The sequence below is a fragment of the Mesorhizobium sp. WSM4813 genome (assembly GCF_055811555.1).
On the sequence record NZ_JBVVQU010000002.1, the window covers coordinates 39,211 to 56,071 of the forward strand.

Genomic DNA, 16,861 nt, shown 5'->3' on the forward strand with positions numbered 1-16,861 from the left:
CGACAGGTTGAAGTCGATCTCCTCAGAAGGAATAAGCGATGAAGAAAGTCAGGAAGGCAGTCATACCGGTAGCGGGGCTTGGAACACGATTCCTGCCGGCGACCAAGTCGATGCCGAAGGAAATGCTGCCGGTCGTCGACAGGCCTGTCGTGCAATATGCGGTGGATGAGGCGTTCGAAGCCGGCATCGAGCACATTGTCTTCGTGACGGGCCGCAACAAGGCGGTCATTGAGGATTATTTCGACCTGCATCCAGAATTGATCGGGACTTTGGAACAGACCGGCAAGACGGCGCAGCTTCAGGCGCTCGAAAGCCTGCTTCCCGTGGCCGGTGCGACGAGCTTCATCCGGCAGCAGTCGCCGCAAGGTCTCGGCCACGCGGTATGGTGCGCCCGAGAAGTCATCGGCGATGAACCGTTCGCGTTGCTGTTGCCGGACATGGTGTCCTTTGGCGGGCGTGGATGTCTCGCTGAGATTGCCGACCTCTATGCGCAGACAGGCGGAAATGTCATCGCCGTCGAGCGCTGCGATCCGACCGAGACCAGCAAATATGGCATCGTCGGCTGCGGCGCGGATGTCGGCTCGGGCTTCGAGGTCACTGCCATGGTCGAAAAGCCGGCTCCAGCCAATGCGCCGTCGAACTACTACATCAACGGCCGCTATATCCTGCAGCCCGAGATATTTGCGCTGCTCGGCAATCAGCAGCGCGGTGCCGGCAACGAAATCCAGCTGACCGATGCCATGGTTCGCCTTGCGCAGAGCCAGGCTTTCTTCGCCCAGCCCTTCAACGGCCGGATGTTCGATTGCGGCTCGAAAGAAGGATTCATCCAGGCCAATGTCGCCTTCGCGCTGGCGCGTGACGACATGAAGGGGCCGATCTTCGAGATGCTTCAGGAGTTCGTCCGATCGCATGAGCGCCAGGTGGAAGCCGCATAATGTCCATTTTTTGGGGGCATTATGGATAGGTGACGCAAGACACTCCGCATGAATATGTGCTGATGCTTCCGATCCTGCTTTAGGCCTGCAAACGGGAGCATCGGACCCAAAAGTGGAGAACTGTTTTGGGAAAATCCGATGCTCAAACAAGAAATAGAGCGGCGGCACAGGTCGACTTGATGGACCGCCGCTCTAGATGCAAACTAGAATTGGACCGAAGATGAATTATGCCAATTTTCCTCTCGACAAGAGGAAACCATTGCCCAGTTCGGACGCCGTCAGCGCCGACGACTTCATCGATGTCGAGCGCCTGCTCAGCATGGCAGCAAGGCAGGCAAAGGTGGTTGCGGCATGCGCTGCCATCGGTCTTTTTCTGGGCGTGCTCTATTTGCAGACCACGCCTCCCACCTACATGGCGACGAGCCGTGTGCTGATCGACGAAGGTTTGAACAAGGTCGTCGACGAGGTCTCGGCGGCGTCGGTCAGCATGCAGACCGACTCCGCCATTCTGAGCCAGATCGAAATTCTTCACTCGGCAAGGCTGGCGGCGGTGGTCGTCGACAAGCAGAAGCTCGATCAGAACGACGCTTTCTTGTATCCGCCGACGTCGGCGGTTTCGAAGGCTGCCGGTTTTGTGCGCGGCATGGTCCGGTATTTCCGTCCCAGCCCCGCCGTGGGCACCACCGACGTTACCCAGCTTGATCCGGCGACGCGTGACGCGATGATTGCCTCGTCACGCCGCGATTACGCGATCCTCAAACTGCAAAACGAGGTGCAAGCCGAGCGCATCGGTCGAAGCTATGTGATCTCCATCGCCTATCAGGCGACGGATCCCGCACTTGCGACCGCGATCACCAAAGCCTATGCCGATGCCTATCTTGCGGATCAGCTCGATGCGAGCTTCGATGCGACCGAGCGAGCGGCGGTCTGGCTGCAAGGCCGGCTGACGGAGCTTCGCGAAAGTTCCCAGGCAGCGGCGCTGGCCGTCGAGAAATTCAGGGCCGAACATGGATTGGCCGTCAACGACGGCCAGTTGATCAGCGACAAGCAACTGGGCGACCTCAATAGCCAGCTCATCGAGGCGCAGGCCGATACCGCGCGCGCCAGCGCCCGCTACCAGCAATACAAGTCGATCGTCGAAAGCGGTTCGGACAACGCATTCAGGGATGCCGCCATATCCGCCGACCAGCCGAGCAACTCGATCATTTCAACGCTCAAGACCCGCTATCTCACTGTCGCCAAGCGGCAGCAGGATATCGAAGCCAATTTCGGGGCCGAGCATCCCCAGGCGGTCGCACTTGCCAAGGAAAAGGCCGACATATCGGCGCAGATTTTCGGCGAGCTGAAGCAGTTGACCGAAAGCTACCGCAACGAATACGAAGTCGCTCTCGCGCGTGAGACGGCGCTCCGCGCAAATGTCGCGTTAGCGGCTGGCAAGAGTTCCATCGACAACCAGTCGCAGGTCAAGCTGCGTGAACTGGAGCAGAAGGCAACGGCGCTCTCGACGCTCTATCAGACGTTCCTTGGCCGCTACGAGGAAGCCTCCCAGCAGCAATCCTTCCCGGTCGGCAAGATCCGCGTCATCTCGGACGCGACGCTGCCGCAGTCCGCGGCAACCCCGCGCACGTCCATAGTGCTGGGACTCTCGCTTGTGCTTGGCCTGATGATGGGGGCTGGGGTTGGTGGCCTGAATGAATTCAGGGAACGGTTCTTCAGGACCGGCGAGGACGTTCGCGATCGCGTCGGCCTCAAATTCCTCGGCTACCTGCCGATCATCGGCAGCAAGGTCGCTAAGGACGACAAGCGTGATGACGGTCAGGCGGACATCAAAACCGCCCAATCACCGTCGGCTGCTGAAAGACGCGCGCGCATGCGGGTGAGCGTCGATGCGCCGGCATCGATGTTTTCCGAAACGCTTCGCAGCGCCAAAATTGCCTTCGACGTCGTGATGGAAGGGCAGGGCAGCCGGGTCATTGGCGTGATCTCGGTCCTTCCCGGCGAGGGCAAGTCGACCGTGGCGGCGAATCTGGCCGGACTGCTTGCCGCCAACGGGTCGAAAACCCTGCTCGTGGACGGCGACCTGCGCAACCCCGGCCTCAGCCGCAGCCTTGGCATGGAGGCCGAGCAAGGCCTGATGGAAGCGGTGGTGAGCGGGCAGACCTGGCAGTCCGTCGGCAAGATCGACCGGCAGACCAAGCTGGCGATCGTCCCGGCCGTCCCGCGCGGCCATTTCTCGCATACAAGCGAGCTTCTGTCGTCGGCCGGAATGCGGCGTTTCATCGACAATGCCAAGGAGACCTTCGAGTACATCATCGTCGATCTGCCGCCGCTCGGCCCCGTGGTCGATGCCAAGGCCTTTGCTCCGCTTGCCGACGGCTTCGTGCTCGTAACCGAGTGGGGGCGCACGCCGCGTGCGATGGTGCAATCCATACTGAGTTCGGAACCCTATATCGCCAACAAGGTCGTCGGCGTCGTCCTGAACAAGGTCGATTTGAAGAAGCTGGCGAAATATGGATCGATCGGCGGCTCGGAAAAATTCTTCGACAGATATTCGTCCTACTATCTGGAAAAGTCGGAAGCGCGGACGAAAGCAAAGACCTGAGGCCGGTCTATAGCAACGAATATTGAGCAGAGCGTCGTCGTCCTGCGCGGCTAGGCCTTTCCCGGGCCAGAGGCCGTCGTGAGCGAACACGAATGCCCCTCGAACAGACCATGATCGGGCAGCCTGCGTAGAGGTCACCGAGCCGCGACGGGTCGCGCAAGAAGGCGTGGGCACCATGTGCTTCGCGCCGCACATTCCACAGCAGGACGTTTGCAGCCTGGAACCAGCGTGACACGCTGGCGCGTTACGCCGCCTTGAGACGATAGCGGAAGATGGTGTGGTCGAGCAGAAGCCGGACTCGCGGTTCGGCCTCGATCGCAATCAGCCAGCTCGCGGCGATCGTGGTCGCCCCGACGATAACCACCGAAAGCAGGTATGGCACTCCCGCACGCATCAGGGCGCCGAGAATGGCCGCGCCGACGACATCATGGATCAGATAGAGAGGGTAGGTCATCAGGCCGATCCGGCGCCAGCCGCGCCAGGACAGATCGAGCCGCAACGACCATGCCATCAGGGCGATGGCAACCAGGAAGAAGACGATCGGTGGCGCGTATGGCATCTGCTCTTCGACCTTCACGGTGTGAACATCGACCGAACTGGCGATCTGCAGGACGCAGCCGGCCAGAAACAGCGCGCAGAGGACAAGACGGAACGGCGTCACCGCCTTGAATCGCATCAGCCAGATCATCACGCCCGTCGCAAAGAAGCATCCGTGATGCACCAGCAGCAGGGCGAGCCAACGCGTCTCGGCAAACTCCGACCAGTCAGACCGCCGGCGCCAGCCGCTTCACCCTTGCTTCGAAAAACTGCAAGGCGGTCGAGTTTTCGGCGCTGAAGGCGATGACGAAGCCGCTGATGACGAAAAACACCTGCACGCCGACCCATCCGGAGCCGAGCACCCCAGTTCCGGATGCGGCGGGATGCCGCCGGTGGCCCGTGCCGAAACGCCGGCGGGAAAGGCACACCACCCAGTAGCCGAAGTGGTAGAACATCACGAGGACGGCGGCGAGAAATCGAAGTATGTCGACGCCGCCAAATGTGGTTTTTTGCTGAGCCATGCCGTATCGTCGGTGGGCGCCCCGACAAAACTGTATGGCGATTTGCTGCATTGCACAATAGCCAATTGGCTACCGGCCTGCTGTCGATGGTCCGATGTCTTTACAGGCCGATTCCGCGTCCCTTTAGCGCCGCGGTGATTTCATCGAGGATGACCGGGTCGTCGATGGTCGCCGGCATCGTCCATTCTTCCTTGTCGGCAATCTTCTGCATGGTGCCGCGCAGGATCTTGCCGGAGCGCGTCTTTGGCAGGCGTTTGATCGTTACCACCGTCTTGAAGGCGGCGACCGGGCCGATCCGCTCGCGCACCAGCGTAACCACCTCGGTCTCGATGGCCCGGGTGTCGCGCGTGACGCCCGCATTCAGCACGACGAAGCCGAGCGGAACCTGGCCCTTCATAGCGTCGGCGACGCCGATGACAGCACATTCGGCAACGTCGGGATGCGCGGCCAGCACCTCCTCCATGGCGCCGGTCGACAGCCGGTGGCCGGCGACGTTGATGATGTCGTCGGTCCGGGCCATGACGAACAAATAACCGTCCTCGTCCATCATGCCGGCATCCGCCGTTTTGTAGAAGCCGGGGAATTCTTCGAGATAGGCTTGGCGAAACCGGTCGTCGGCATTCCACAGCGTCGGCAGGCAGCCGGCCGGCAGCGGCAGCTTGACCACGACATTGCCCAACGTGCCGCGCGGCACTTCGTGGCCGGCATCGTCGAGCACGCGGATGTCGTAGCCGGGCATCGGCACGCCGGGCGAGCCGTATTTCACCGGCAGCAGGCCCAATCCGGCTGGGTTGATCGTCATCGGCGAGCCGGTCTCGGTCTGCCACCAATGGTCGATCACCGGCACGTTCAGTTTCTGCTCCGCCCACTTGATAGTTTCCGGATCGGCGCGCTCGCCGGCGAGGAACAAGGTGCGGAATTTCGACAGGTCGTATTTCGGGACGAATTCGCCCTTTGGGTCCTGTCCCTTGATGGCGCGGAAGGCGGTCGGCGCGGTGAACAGCGCGACCACCCCGTGCTCTGATATCACTCGCCAGTAGGTGCCGGCGTCGGGCGTGCCGACCGGCTTGCCTTCGAACATGACGCTCGTGCAGCCGTGCAGCAGCGGGCCGTAGACGATGTAGGAATGGCCGACCACCCAACCGACGTCGGAAGCCGCCCAGAACACCTCGCCCGGCTTGACGCCGAACTCGTTCTCCATCGACCATTTCAACGCAACCATGTGGCCGCCATTGTCGCGCACGATGCCCTTGGGCTGGCCGGTCGTACCGGACGTGTAGATGATGTAGAGCGGGTCGGTGGCGAGCACCGGAACGCAGTCGACATTGGCGCCCGCGGCCCGCTCACGGGCGACGGCGTCGGCATAGTCGATGTCGTGGTTTTCCCTGAGCTCGCAGCGCAGCTGGTCGCGCTGGAGGATGAGGCGGGCCTCGGGCTTGTGCCGCGACATCTCGATCGCCTTGTCGAGCAGCGGCTTGTAGGCGACGACGCGCTCGGGCTCCAAGCCGCAGGAGGCGGAAATGATCAGCTTCGGCCCGGCGTCGTCGATGCGCGTGGCGAGTTCGTGCGAGGCAAAGCCGCCGAAAACGACCGAATGCACGGCGCCGATGCGGGCGCAGGCAAGCATGGCAAACGCAGCTTCCGGCACCATCGGCATATAGATGATGACCCGATCGCCTTTCTGGACGCCGCGGTTCTTCAGCACCGACGTCAGCGCGACCACCTCGCGTTTCAGTTCGGCATAGGTGAATTTCCTGATCGTGCCGGAAATCGCGCTGTCATGGATCAGCGCGATCTGATCGGCGCGGCCACCAGCCACGTGGCGGTCGACGGCGTTGAAGCAGGTGTTGCAGGAGGCACCGCCAAACCAGCGCCCATAGACGCCGGCATTCGGATCGAAGACCTTGTCGAACGGTGTGAACCAGTCGATGGCCCTGGCCGCATCCGCCCAGAATTTTTCCGGATCGCGTTTCCAGCCGTCATAGACCTCATGGTAGCGTGACGCCATCAAGCTTCCTCCCCAGGAATGTTTGCTGTCTTTGAAATAGCGTATGCTGTTTTTGCAAGCATATGCAATTTCGTCTTTTGGCGTTCTCGCCTTGGTCGCAAATACCCGGCCCGATGGTCTGGGGTCATAAATTGGGGTGTGGGGTCATAATTGGGGCCAGGCGCAATGAAGTTGCGATGCAAGGTTGGATTTGCCGTGTTGGCGGCGATGCTGTCGATGAGCGCTTCCGCCGCACAGGCCGGCGATGCGGCGGCCAGGCGCATCATCGGCTTTTCGCCCGATGGCAATTACTTCGCCTTCGAGCAATACGGCACGCTCGACGCCGGCGCTTCGGATTCGGGCTGGTCGGAGATCGACATCATCGACACGCGCACCGATGAGTTCGTCGGCGGCAAACCGATCCGCATCGTCGACGAAACCGAGGAGGCTACGCTCACTCTCGATCAGGCGAGGGCACAGGCTGCCGCGCAGGCGGCGCCGATCCTCGCCCAATATGCGATCGCGGCGCGCGGCGAGCGGACGGCCCTGGACAGGTTCACCTTTCCGGACAACATGGTCGCTTACCAAGACATTGCGCGCCTCGAGCAGGTTTCGCAGAAATGGCTTTCGCCGAGCTATGACGAGCTCGGCATCTCGACCATCCAGCTCGACCAGATTCTTGCCGACAGCACGACGGATTGCTCGTCAAGTTTCGACGACACGCAGCAAGGCGCCGCGGCCGGCAAGGCGCTCGGTTTCCGCCTGACGCTGCAGGGACAGGATGGCAAATCGTTCAAGCTGCTGCATGAGGACAACACCGTGCCCGGCTCGAGGAATTGCCCGACCTCCTACAGCCTGTCGGAATCCTACGCATTCACCCCGGATGGCAAACCGGGAGTCCTAGCCGTGCTCGTGCAACGCTTCAGCCAGGGATTTGAAGGACGGGACCGCCGCTTTATCGCCGTGACCGGCCAGCTGCGTTGAAAAGCGCCTGCTTGCGCTCAAATACGGTTCTAAAGCGGCAGCGCCGCGAGCATGAGGCCGACACCGCCGGCGATCAGCAAGGCAGCGGCCAGCGCCTTTCTGTGACGTTCGAAACCCGTCGGCGCTCGATCCCAATTGTAACGCATGTTCTGCCCTCCCAAAACCCGCCGGATTCCTCACCTTACCAAAGGTAAACAAAGCAACATTGTGTCTAACTCCACCACACTGGCCTGACAATGCTCGGAATAGCTCAGGACATTGGTGTCACCGACTGTTTCTGGGGGTTCTTGCAAAGGCCCGCTTCGCAGATCGAAGCGGGTTTTGCTTTTTGACAGCCGCTTCTTGTCGTAAGCCGCAGCGCGGCGTTGGCGGTTCTACATCCCCCAGCGCAGCGCAGCCGTATGCACCGGAGCATCCCACAATGCGGTCGTCTCGTCGTCGAGCATGGTCAGCGTGATCGAGCAGCCGGCCATGTCGAGCGATGTCACATAGGATCCGACGAGTGATCGGGCGACCGTCACGCCGGTGTTCTCGAAGATTTTCCGGGCACTGTTGTACATCAGGTAGAGCTCCATCAGCGGCGTGCCGCCGAAGCCGTTGACGAAGAGCAGCGCCGGGCCTTTTGCCCTGTCACCCAGATCGCCTGATATCGCCGCACAAATTTCCTCGGCGATGGCGTCGGCGCTCTTCAACGTGTCTCGGCGGCGGCCGGGTTCGCCATGGATGCCGACGCCGAATTCCATCTCGCCGTCGCCGATATCGAAGGTCGGCTTGCCGGCGGCCGGTACGGTGCAACTGGTCAGTGCAACGCCCATAGAGCGCGTTGCGCCATTGACGCGCTCGCCGAGCGCCTTCAACGGCTTCAGCGCCATGCCTTGCTCGGCTGCGGCACCGAGGATCTTCTCGACCACCAGCGTGCCGGCAACGCCGCGTCGCCCGGTGGTATAAGACGAGTTCTCGACCGCGACGTCGTCATTGGTCACCACTTGCATGACGCCCTCCGACATTTCGGCGGCCATGTCGAAATTCATCACATCGCCCTCGTAATTCTTGACGATGAACAGGCAGCCGGCACCGGTGTTGACCGCTTCCGCCGCCGCCAGCATCTGGTCCGGCGTCGGCGAGGTGAACACCTGGCCGGGGCAGGCGGCCTCCAGCATGCCATGGCCGACCAGCCCGCCATGCAGCGGCTCGTGGCCAGAGCCACCGCCGGAAACCAGCGCCACCTTGCCCGGCTTGAGCACCTTGCGGCGCACGAATTTATGCTCGTCGCCAAGCACAAGGATATCGGCATGGGCGGCAACGAAGCCGTCGAGGCTTTCGGTCAGCACCGTGTCCACAGAATTCAGAAACTTCTTCATGGCCGTCTCCTCCCGAAATAGCTGAACGTGGCGCGACTATGTCCCGCCCTTGCCGGCGATGCTGGTGATCTTCTGGATGAAATCGTTGACCGCCCGGTCGAGCGCCGCATTCTGTTTGTCATCGCCGAAATCGGGCACGATCAGCGAGACATGCCGCGTCTTGCGCATGCCTGATGCCACCGACATTTTTCCCGGATGCGCCTGGTGGTAGGCGGCAAGAAAATGGTCGCGTTCGGCCGGGCTGAAATGGCAGACGGAGAAAATGGCCGGCAAATGTTTTGACGGGATCGGGATCGAGTACGCCGGGCTGGAAATCTGCGTGACGAAGCTGCGGTGCTTGCCGAGCGCGTCGGCAAGGCGCTGGCGCATGCCGGACGGGCGCTGGTCGAGGACCTGCGACAGGATCGTCTTGTAGGCGCGGATCGCCTCTTCGGAGCCGGCTTCGGGTGTCTTGTCGGCCATGCCCGTGCCTAGATCGAAACGTCCGCAATGGCCGCCTTGGCCATTGCGAGTTGGGCGGGAACCACGGAAAGGTCGCGCAGGCCGGCCTCAATCAGCGCCGGGATCGCCGCCGGGTCGCCGCCGGCGTCGCCGCACAGGCTGACCGGAATCTTTTGCTCGCTGCCGAACGCTGCAACCGATGCGATCAGCCGAAGCGCGGCCGGGTGCCTGACCGAATTGAGATGCGCGACAGAGGCGTTGTCGCGCGCCGCCGCCATCACATACTGCGTCAGGTCGTTCGAGCCGATCGAGAAGAAGGCGACCTCGGTAAAAGCCTCAGGAGCGATCGCCACCGACGGCACCTCGACCATGATACCGAGCGGCGGCATTTTTTGCGCGACGCCGCTCGCGGCAAGCGCGGCCTGCTCTTCCGCGAAGAGCGCGGCTGTTCGCTGATACTCGTCCCAAACGGCGATCATCGGGAACATCACCTTCAGATTGCCATGCACGGCGGCGCGCAGCAGCGCCCTGATCTGCACCCGAAAAACCTCGGGTCTTGCCAGTGATAGCCTGATGCCGCGCAGGCCGAGAAACGGATTGCCCTCCTCGACGGTGAAGCCCGGCACCGGCTTGTCGCCGCCGGCGTCGACAGTGCGGATGGTCACCGGTTTGTCTCCAGCCCATTCGAGCACCTTGCGGTAGGCGCGATACTGCGTTTCCTCGTCCGGCAGCGTCTTGCCGAACAGGAACTCGGTTCGCATCAGCCCGACGCCGTCGCAGGTCGAGACGTCGATGTTGTCGACATCGGACGGATCGGCGATGTTGACCTGCACCCGCACCGCCGTACCGGCCTTCGTCACCGCCGGCCGGGTCAAAAAAGTTTCCGCCCTGTCGCGACGCGCCGCGAAAGAGGACGACGATTGCCGGAACGCCTCGAACTCTGCCCTTGATGGCGCCAATACGATGCCGCCATGCTCGGCATCAAGCAGGGCGACGCCGGCAAGGTGAGCCGACGAAGCACCGAGCCCGACTGCCCCAAGGCCAACTACCATCGGCACGCCGCGCGAACGCGCCAGCATGGCGACGTGGCTGGCGGCACTGCCCGCTTTCAGCGCGATGCCGCCGCCGAAACTCCAGTCGGTTTCAAGAAAGCGCGTCGGCGCGATGTCCTCGCCATAGAAAATGGCTCCTGCCGGCGCGGCAGCCTCGCTGTCCGCGGTCAGCGCGCGCAGCACCTGATCACGTATGTCGCGCATGTCGGCGGCGCGCGCCCGGAAATAGTCCTGATCTGACGTTTCGTAGCCCGCAATTTCGGCGTCGAGCGCCTGCCGCCATGCCACATCGGCTGGCTGGCCGGCGGCAATCGCGGCAAAGGCCGGGCCGGTCAGCGCATTGTCCTCCAGCATGGCGATCTGGAATTCGAGAATGTCGGCGGCGTCGCCTTTGGTCGCTTCGATCAGCTTAGCGAGCCAGCTTTTCGCTGCCTTGATTGCCGTCTCGAGCGAGATCCTCTCGTCACCGGCGGTCGCCTTACGGCCATAGCGCGAGACAACCGGGTCGAGGTTGAACAGCGGCCCTTCGGCATAGCCGGCCGAAGCCGGAATCCCCTTCAGCCTAAGCGGTTCGGGCATGGTCCAGGCCCTCGTCGAAGTCTCGCCGCACCAGATCGACCAGCGCGCCGACCGCCTCGCCGGCGCCGTCACCCTTGGCTCGGATATGCAGCACCGTTCCTTTCGGCGCCTTGGCCGCCATCACCTTGACGATGCTCTTGGCGTCGAACCAAGGCCCGTTGGCGGCGAGCGCCACTTCGACTTCGGCTGAAAATGTCTTGGCGAGCTTGGTGAATTTCACCGAAGGGCGGGCATGCAGGCCGACCTCATGGGTGATCAGAATGGTGGCTTCGGCGGATGCGGACATTGAGTCAAAATTCCTGTTCATTCACGATGGCGACAATTCGTGTGCCGTCGCCACCACTTCCCTGAGCGAGGCGCCGCCGGACGCCTCCGTCGCCGCCATCACGGCGCCCTCGACGATCGGCGCATTGCAGACGATGATCTTGTGCGCGCGCGGCTGACCGATCATCTCGACCGCCATCTCGCTGTTGGTCTCGGCGCCGCCAAGATCGACAAGTATGGCGACACCCGCCTCCGACCAGGCCTTGTCGATCGCGCCCATGATCGCCTCGACATTGGTTCCCAGCCCGCCATGGCCGTTTCCGCCGCACCATGCAAGCGGCACTTCGTCGCCGACCATCTGGCGCACCATATCGGCCGTGCCCTCGGCGACCAGCGGTGAATGCGATACGATGACGATGCCGACATTGCTCATGCGTGCCCCTCGATGCTTTCGACGACAGCCCGCACCAGAAGCGCGACCGAGCGCCCGCCGGCATCCATATGGCCGATCGAGCGGTCGCCAAGGAACGAGGCGCGTCCGCGCAATGCCTTCATCGGCACGGTGGCATCGGCTGCACGGTCCGCGACATCGGCGATTTCCAATCCGGTCTTTCCCTGCAGCAGGGCGTCATGCACCGGCTGCAGCACGTCAAGCATGGTCTTTTGCCCGACCTGCGACTTGCCCCTCGCCGCCACAGCCTCGATTGCCTTGCCGAAAGCCGTAGCCAGATTGGCGCGATCTGGCTCAGCGGGAATCTCCTTGCCGAGCGCCATGAACAGCGTCCCGAACAGCGGTCCCGATGCCCCGCCCACCGTCATCACCAGCTTGGTGCCGATTGCCTTCAGTGCCTCCGGCAATGGCTTTGCCGCGAACGCCTCGGCCTCCGCCCGCACCGCCTCGAAGCCGCGCTTCATGTTCAGCCCATGGTCGCCGTCGCCGATCGCCTGGTCGAGCGCGGTCAGTTCGTCCGCGTGGGCGGCAATCGTGTTGGCGGTGACGGATATCAGTGTCTTCAGGTCAACCTTGTCCATCGTCCCAGTCTTGACCATTGTCCCAGCGCTCATCGGTTTGCAATCCTGTTGCCGGCCTGGTCGAAGAACAGCGGCGCCCGGTAGCGGATAATCACCCTGTCGCCCTTTTCCAGTTGGATGTCGGGGTCGGTCAGCGTCACCAGCTTTCTGCTCCCCACCGTCACATGCAGGTGGTTCTGGTCGCCCAGATGTTCGACCCAGTTAACAACGCCGTCGGCGGGGCCATTCGATGCCTTGCCGATCGACAGATGTTCTGTACGCGCACCGATCGTTTTGGTTCCCGCCGGCATATCGCCATCCGGCAGCAGGCCGGTCGGCAACAGATTGATCGCCGGCTGGCCGAGCCTTGCGGCGACATGAAGGTTTGCCGGCTCCGAGTAGATGGTGCGGGGCGTGCCGATCTGCACCAGCACGCCGTCGGCGAGAATGCCGATGCGATCGGCCATCGTCATCGCCTCGATCTGGTCATGCGTGACATAGAGCATGGTGGCGCCGAGTTCGGCCTGGATGCGCTTGAGCTCGAGCCGGAGATCCGCCCGCAGCTTGGCATCAAGCGACGACAGCGGCTCGTCCATCAGATAGATCGAGGGCTTGCGCACCAGGGCGCGCCCGATGGCGACGCGCTGCATCTCGCCGCCGGAAAGCTTGGTGGAGCGGTTGGAGAGCTTGTGGTGGATACGCACCATCTTGGCCACCTCCTCGACGCGGCGGCGGACCGCGTCCTCGCTCAGCCGCCGCGCCGGCGAGCGCAGCGGAAAGGCCAAATTGTCGTAGACCGACAGATGCGGATAGAGCGAATATTGCTGGAAGACGAAGGCGGTGTCGCGGTCGGCCGGCGACAACATTGTCGCATCGCGGCCGCCGATATGGATCGAGCCCGTATCCGGCCGTTCCAATCCGGCGATAAGTCTGAGCGTCGTCGTCTTGCCGGCGCCGGTCGGGCCGAGCAGCACGACGAATTCGCCATCGGCGACGTGCAGATCGAGAGTGTCCACCGCGACATGCTCGCCGAAGCTCTTGGTCACGCCTTTGATCTGCACGTCAGCCACGATGCGCTCTTCCCTGGGAAGCCCCGTCATGGATTGCGGTTCGCACCGCGCGGCCGGAGCCCTTCTCGAACAGCGACAGCCGTGCGCTGGTCAGCGCCAGGCCGACATGGTCGCCCGCATTAAGCCGGATTTCGGCCGGCACCCGCGCCTTGATGATGCCGCCGGATGTCTCCACCGCAACGATCTGCGTGGTGCCGAGATATTCGGTGCCATAGACGGCGCCGCGCAGCTTCGAGCCGTCGTCGAAGCGGATGTGTTCCGGTCGGATGCCGAGCGCCATGTCGGCCGGCGCGATATCCTCGCGCACCTCCGGCACCGCCACTTTGGCGCCTTGCACCACGATTTCGCTGACGCCTTTCACAAGCCCGCCGCCGAAGCCGAGAAAATTCATCGGTGGCGAGCCGATGAAATCAGCGACGAACATCGTCGCTGGCCGGTCGTAGATTTCGCGTGGGCTTCCGAACTGTTCGATGACGCCGTGGTTCATAACCGCGATCTTGTCGGCCATCGACATCGCTTCCATCTGGTCATGCGTGACATAGACGGTGGTGGCGCGGATGCGGTTGTGCAGTTCGCGCAGCTCATGGACCATGAGATCGCGGAATTCGGTGTCGAGCGTGCCGAGCGGCTCGTCCATAAGGAAGCATTTTGGCCGCCGCACGATGGCGCGGCCGAGCGCGACGCGCTGGCGATCGCCGCCGGCAAGCCCGGAGACCGATTTGTTGAGCAGATGGTCGATGCGCAACAGCTTCGCCGTCTCTTCGACGCGCTGGCGGATTTCGATGCCTGGCATGCCTTGCGCGAGCAGCGGGAAGCCGATGTTCTTCCTCACATTCATATGCGGATAGAGCGCGAACAGCTGGAACACAAAGGCGATGTCGCGCTCGCGGGCACGCCGCATGGTGACGTCCTCGCCACCGAGCAGGATCTTGCCGCCGGTCGGCAGTTCCAGCCCGGCAATCATGCGCAGCGTCGTCGTCTTGCCGCAACCCGACGGCCCCAGCATGACGAAGAATTCGCCATCCCCGACGACGAAGTTGGAATCCTGCACGGCGACGAAATCGCCGAATGCCTTTCTCAGATGCTCGACCCTGATCTCCGCCATCGTCTACTCCGGAAACTTCGAGACGATGATGAACATCGCCGTGCCGACGAGCATGGTGATGAACGAATACGTGTAGAGCGACAGCGCGAAGGGCTGGAACAGCATCAGGAAGCCAATGGCGATGATCGCGGTGGCGATATTCTCCATCAGTCCGCGCCGGAGGGCGCGCGGCCAGGGCGAGCGTCTGGTGTGGGTACGACGGGTCATGATGACAAGCTCCGCGATCCCTTCTCCCCGTCACTATACGGGGAGAAGGTGGCCCGAAGGGCCGGATGAGGGGCGGCGCCAAAATCTGGAAAGCTCGCGCTGCCCCTCATCTGCCTGCCGGCATCTTCTCCCCGTAAACGGGGAGAAGGGGCGCTGCCGCGGCGCCGCTTCCATATCTGCTGCTGAGTCGCCGTGTTGCTCATTTGCGCACCGCGCCGAAGGTGATGCCGCGCAGCAGCTGCTTGCGAAGCAGGATGGTGAACACCAGGATCGGCACCAGGAAGATCGTCGTGCCTGCGGCGATCGCCGGCCAGTCCTGGCCGCCTTCGCCGATGATGGTCGGGATGAAGGGCGGTGCGGTCTGCGCCGTGCCCGAGGTCAAAAGGGCTGCGAACGCATATTCGTTCCAGGCGAAGATCAGGCAGAAGATGGCGGTCGCGGCAATGCCGGTGGTCGCCTGCGGCAGCACGGTGCGCCAGAAGGCCTGCAGCCGTGTATAGCCGTCGATCATCGCCGCTTCCTCGTATTCGCGCGGGATCTCGTCGATGAACCCCTTCAGCAGCCACACGGCGAGCGACACATTGACCGCCGTGTAGAGCAGGATCATGCCGAGCGCGGTGTCCGACAGGCCAAGCTCGCGGTACATCAGGTAGATGGGAATAGCGACCGCGATCGGCGGCATCATCCGTGTCGACAGGATGAAGAACAGGAGGTCGTCAGCCAGCGGCACCTTGAAGCGCGAAAAGCCATAGGCCGACAGAGTGCCGAGGAACACCGCGCAGAAGGTCGAGCCGAAGGCGATGATCAGCGAATTGATGAAGCGCGGCATGAAGTTGGAGGGGCCGGCGATCACCATGTTGCGCTTGCGCACGGTCTCGTCGCAGACGCCGGTCGCCGGTCCCAGCGCGTTGATGTATTCCGGTGTCTGCCGGGTGCGGGTCGAGAACAGATTGCAGTAGCCCTCAAGGCTCGGCTGGAACAGGATCTTGGGCGGATAGGCGATCGAATCCGGCGGTGTCTTGAAGCTGGTGGCGAAGATCCATAGCAGCGGCACGATCGAGATCAGCGCATAAAGCACGATGATCGTGCCGGCGACGCGCTTCGACGTGGGCGAGGGTGCGACGACCGAATGGGCTGACGTCAGGCTCATCTTTGCTTCACCTTGTTGAGCGCCTTGACGTAGATGTTGGCCAGCCCAAATACCGCGACGAACAGGATGATGGCGAAAGCTGAGGAATAGCCCGTCCGCCAGCTTTCGAAGGCCTGCCGCTTCAGCGTGATCGAGGCGACCTCGGTGGTCGATCCCGGTCCGCCGCCGGTCAAGAGGTTGACCATGTCGAACATCTTGAAGTTCTCGATGCCGCGGAACAGCACCGCCAGCATGATGAAGGGCAGCGCCATCGGCAGCGTGATCGACCAGAACTGCCGCCAGTTGGAAGCACGGTCGACCTCGGCCGCCTCATAGATGTATTCGGGGATCGAACGCAGCCCGGCGAGACAGATCAGCATCACGTAAGGCGTCCACATCCAGGTGTCGACAATGACGATCGACCACGGCGCCAGCGACACGTTGGAGAGCATGCCGATCTGCGTTGCCGGAATGCCGGTGACGAACGAGATGGCATAGGCGAACAGACCGATCTGCGGCTCGTAGAGGAAGCGCCAGAAATTGCCGACAACTGCCGGCGACAGCATCATCGGCACCAGAATGATGGTCGTCCAGAAGGCGTGGCCACGAAACTTTCGGTCGATCAGCCAGGCCAGGGTGAAGCCGATCAGCGTCTGCAGCAGGATGGTCCAGAACACGAAATGCGCCGTCGTCTGCATGGCGATCCAGATGTCCTGGTCGCCGAGGATGCGCTTGTAGTTGGCAAGGCCGACATTCCTGACCACCTCGTTCGGACGGTTGGCGCGGTAGTTGGTGAAGGACAGATAGATCGCCCAGAACAGCGGGAAGATATTGATGGCGAGCAGCAACAGGATCGTCGGCGAGATGAACAGCCAGGCGAGGCCCTTGTCGCTGATGCCCCGGACCTTGCGGGCCAACGGCTCAGGCGTAGCCCGGGCAACGCTGTCCGCAGTCCGATTGAGCATGGTCAGTCCCGCTTCGGTCACTTGGGTCGTCTCGACAATGGAATTTATCTGAACTGTGTCCCGTGCCAAGGGCGGCACGGGACACGCGGCATGGCTCGGGAGGAGCCGGTT

General features: G+C 62.6%; 17 protein-coding genes. 3 read left to right on the forward strand and 14 right to left on the reverse strand.

The window, feature by feature from the left end; genetic code table 11:
• Positions 1-38 precede the first annotated feature (38 nt).
• Both AC0L25_RS01255 and AC0L25_RS01260 read left to right on the forward strand, forming a co-directional pair.
• Positions 39-935, forward strand: a complete 897-nt coding sequence (locus AC0L25_RS01255) for a UTP--glucose-1-phosphate uridylyltransferase (RefSeq protein WP_473593848.1) — start codon at positions 39-41, stop codon at positions 933-935.
• Between the two features lie 220 nt (positions 936-1,155).
• Complete coding sequence (locus AC0L25_RS01260; protein ID WP_473593849.1) at positions 1,156-3,537, forward strand: polysaccharide biosynthesis tyrosine autokinase; 2,382 nt, start codon at positions 1,156-1,158, stop codon at positions 3,535-3,537.
• Positions 3,538-3,781: 244 nt separating this feature from the next.
• Here AC0L25_RS01260 and AC0L25_RS01265 read toward each other — a convergent pair whose 3' ends face one another.
• From AC0L25_RS01265 to AC0L25_RS01275, 3 genes are all read right to left on the reverse strand, one after another.
• Positions 3,782-4,213: an acyltransferase family protein gene (locus AC0L25_RS01265; RefSeq protein WP_473593850.1), complete on the reverse strand. Its 432-nt coding sequence runs from the start codon at positions 4,211-4,213 to the stop codon at positions 3,782-3,784.
• Positions 4,214-4,301: 88 nt separating this feature from the next.
• Positions 4,302-4,595: an acyltransferase family protein gene (locus tag AC0L25_RS01270; RefSeq protein ID WP_473593851.1), complete on the reverse strand. Its 294-nt coding sequence runs from the start codon at positions 4,593-4,595 to the stop codon at positions 4,302-4,304.
• Positions 4,596-4,695: 100 nt separating this feature from the next.
• Positions 4,696-6,603 (reverse strand): propionyl-CoA synthetase, encoded by a 1,908-nt coding sequence (locus AC0L25_RS01275; protein ID WP_473593852.1) that lies wholly within the window; start codon positions 6,601-6,603, stop codon positions 4,696-4,698.
• A gap of 216 nt (positions 6,604-6,819) precedes the next feature.
• On the opposite strand from AC0L25_RS01275, the gene AC0L25_RS01280 reads away from it, so the two are divergent.
• Positions 6,820-7,566: a DUF2259 domain-containing protein gene (locus AC0L25_RS01280; RefSeq protein ID WP_473593853.1), complete on the forward strand. Its 747-nt coding sequence runs from the start codon at positions 6,820-6,822 to the stop codon at positions 7,564-7,566.
• Positions 7,567-7,940: 374 nt separating this feature from the next.
• Here AC0L25_RS01280 and dhaK read toward each other — a convergent pair whose 3' ends face one another.
• From dhaK to AC0L25_RS01335, 11 genes are all read right to left on the reverse strand, one after another.
• Positions 7,941-8,927, reverse strand: a complete 987-nt coding sequence (gene dhaK / locus AC0L25_RS01285; RefSeq protein WP_473593854.1) for a dihydroxyacetone kinase subunit DhaK — start codon at positions 8,925-8,927, stop codon at positions 7,941-7,943.
• Between the two features lie 36 nt (positions 8,928-8,963).
• Positions 8,964-9,389, reverse strand: a complete 426-nt coding sequence (locus tag AC0L25_RS01290) for a hypothetical protein (RefSeq protein WP_095493850.1) — start codon at positions 9,387-9,389, stop codon at positions 8,964-8,966.
• Positions 9,390-9,397: 8 nt separating this feature from the next.
• Positions 9,398-10,999 carry a phosphoenolpyruvate--protein phosphotransferase gene (gene ptsP / locus AC0L25_RS01295; RefSeq protein ID WP_473593855.1) on the reverse strand — a complete coding sequence of 534 codons (1,602 nt, stop codon included), beginning with the start codon at positions 10,997-10,999 and terminating at the stop codon, positions 9,398-9,400.
• Positions 10,983-11,285: an HPr family phosphocarrier protein gene (locus tag AC0L25_RS01300; RefSeq protein WP_473593856.1), complete on the reverse strand. Its 303-nt coding sequence runs from the start codon at positions 11,283-11,285 to the stop codon at positions 10,983-10,985. The genes ptsP and AC0L25_RS01300 overlap by 17 nt, the downstream gene beginning before the upstream one ends.
• 21 nt (positions 11,286-11,306) lie before the next feature.
• Positions 11,307-11,696, reverse strand: coding sequence for a dihydroxyacetone kinase phosphoryl donor subunit DhaM (gene dhaM / locus AC0L25_RS01305; RefSeq protein WP_352953532.1), 390 nt, complete (start codon positions 11,694-11,696; stop codon positions 11,307-11,309).
• Positions 11,693-12,295: a dihydroxyacetone kinase subunit DhaL gene (dhaL, locus tag AC0L25_RS01310; protein ID WP_473593972.1), complete on the reverse strand. Its 603-nt coding sequence runs from the start codon at positions 12,293-12,295 to the stop codon at positions 11,693-11,695. Before dhaL ends, dhaM begins: the two co-directional genes overlap by 4 nt.
• Positions 12,296-12,324: 29 nt before the next feature.
• The gene (locus AC0L25_RS01315) at positions 12,325-13,344 is read right to left on the reverse strand and encodes an ABC transporter ATP-binding protein (protein ID WP_473593857.1); all 1,020 of its coding nucleotides are present in this window, start codon (positions 13,342-13,344) and stop codon (positions 12,325-12,327) included.
• Complete coding sequence (locus tag AC0L25_RS01320) at positions 13,337-14,449, reverse strand: ABC transporter ATP-binding protein (RefSeq protein WP_473593858.1); 1,113 nt, start codon at positions 14,447-14,449, stop codon at positions 13,337-13,339. The genes AC0L25_RS01315 and AC0L25_RS01320 overlap by 8 nt, the downstream gene beginning before the upstream one ends.
• Positions 14,450-14,452: 3 nt before the next feature.
• On the reverse strand, positions 14,453-14,656 hold the full coding sequence (locus tag AC0L25_RS01325; protein WP_473593859.1) for a hypothetical protein: 204 nt from the start codon (positions 14,654-14,656) through the stop codon (positions 14,453-14,455).
• Between the two features lie 199 nt (positions 14,657-14,855).
• A complete protein-coding gene (locus tag AC0L25_RS01330; RefSeq protein ID WP_473593860.1) occupies positions 14,856-15,806 on the reverse strand; it encodes a carbohydrate ABC transporter permease in 951 nt (316 codons plus the stop codon).
• Entirely contained in the window at positions 15,803-16,750 is a 948-nt protein-coding gene (locus AC0L25_RS01335; RefSeq protein WP_077377482.1) for a carbohydrate ABC transporter permease, read from the reverse strand. The genes AC0L25_RS01330 and AC0L25_RS01335 overlap by 4 nt, the downstream gene beginning before the upstream one ends.
• Between the last annotated feature and the right edge of the window lie 111 nt (positions 16,751-16,861).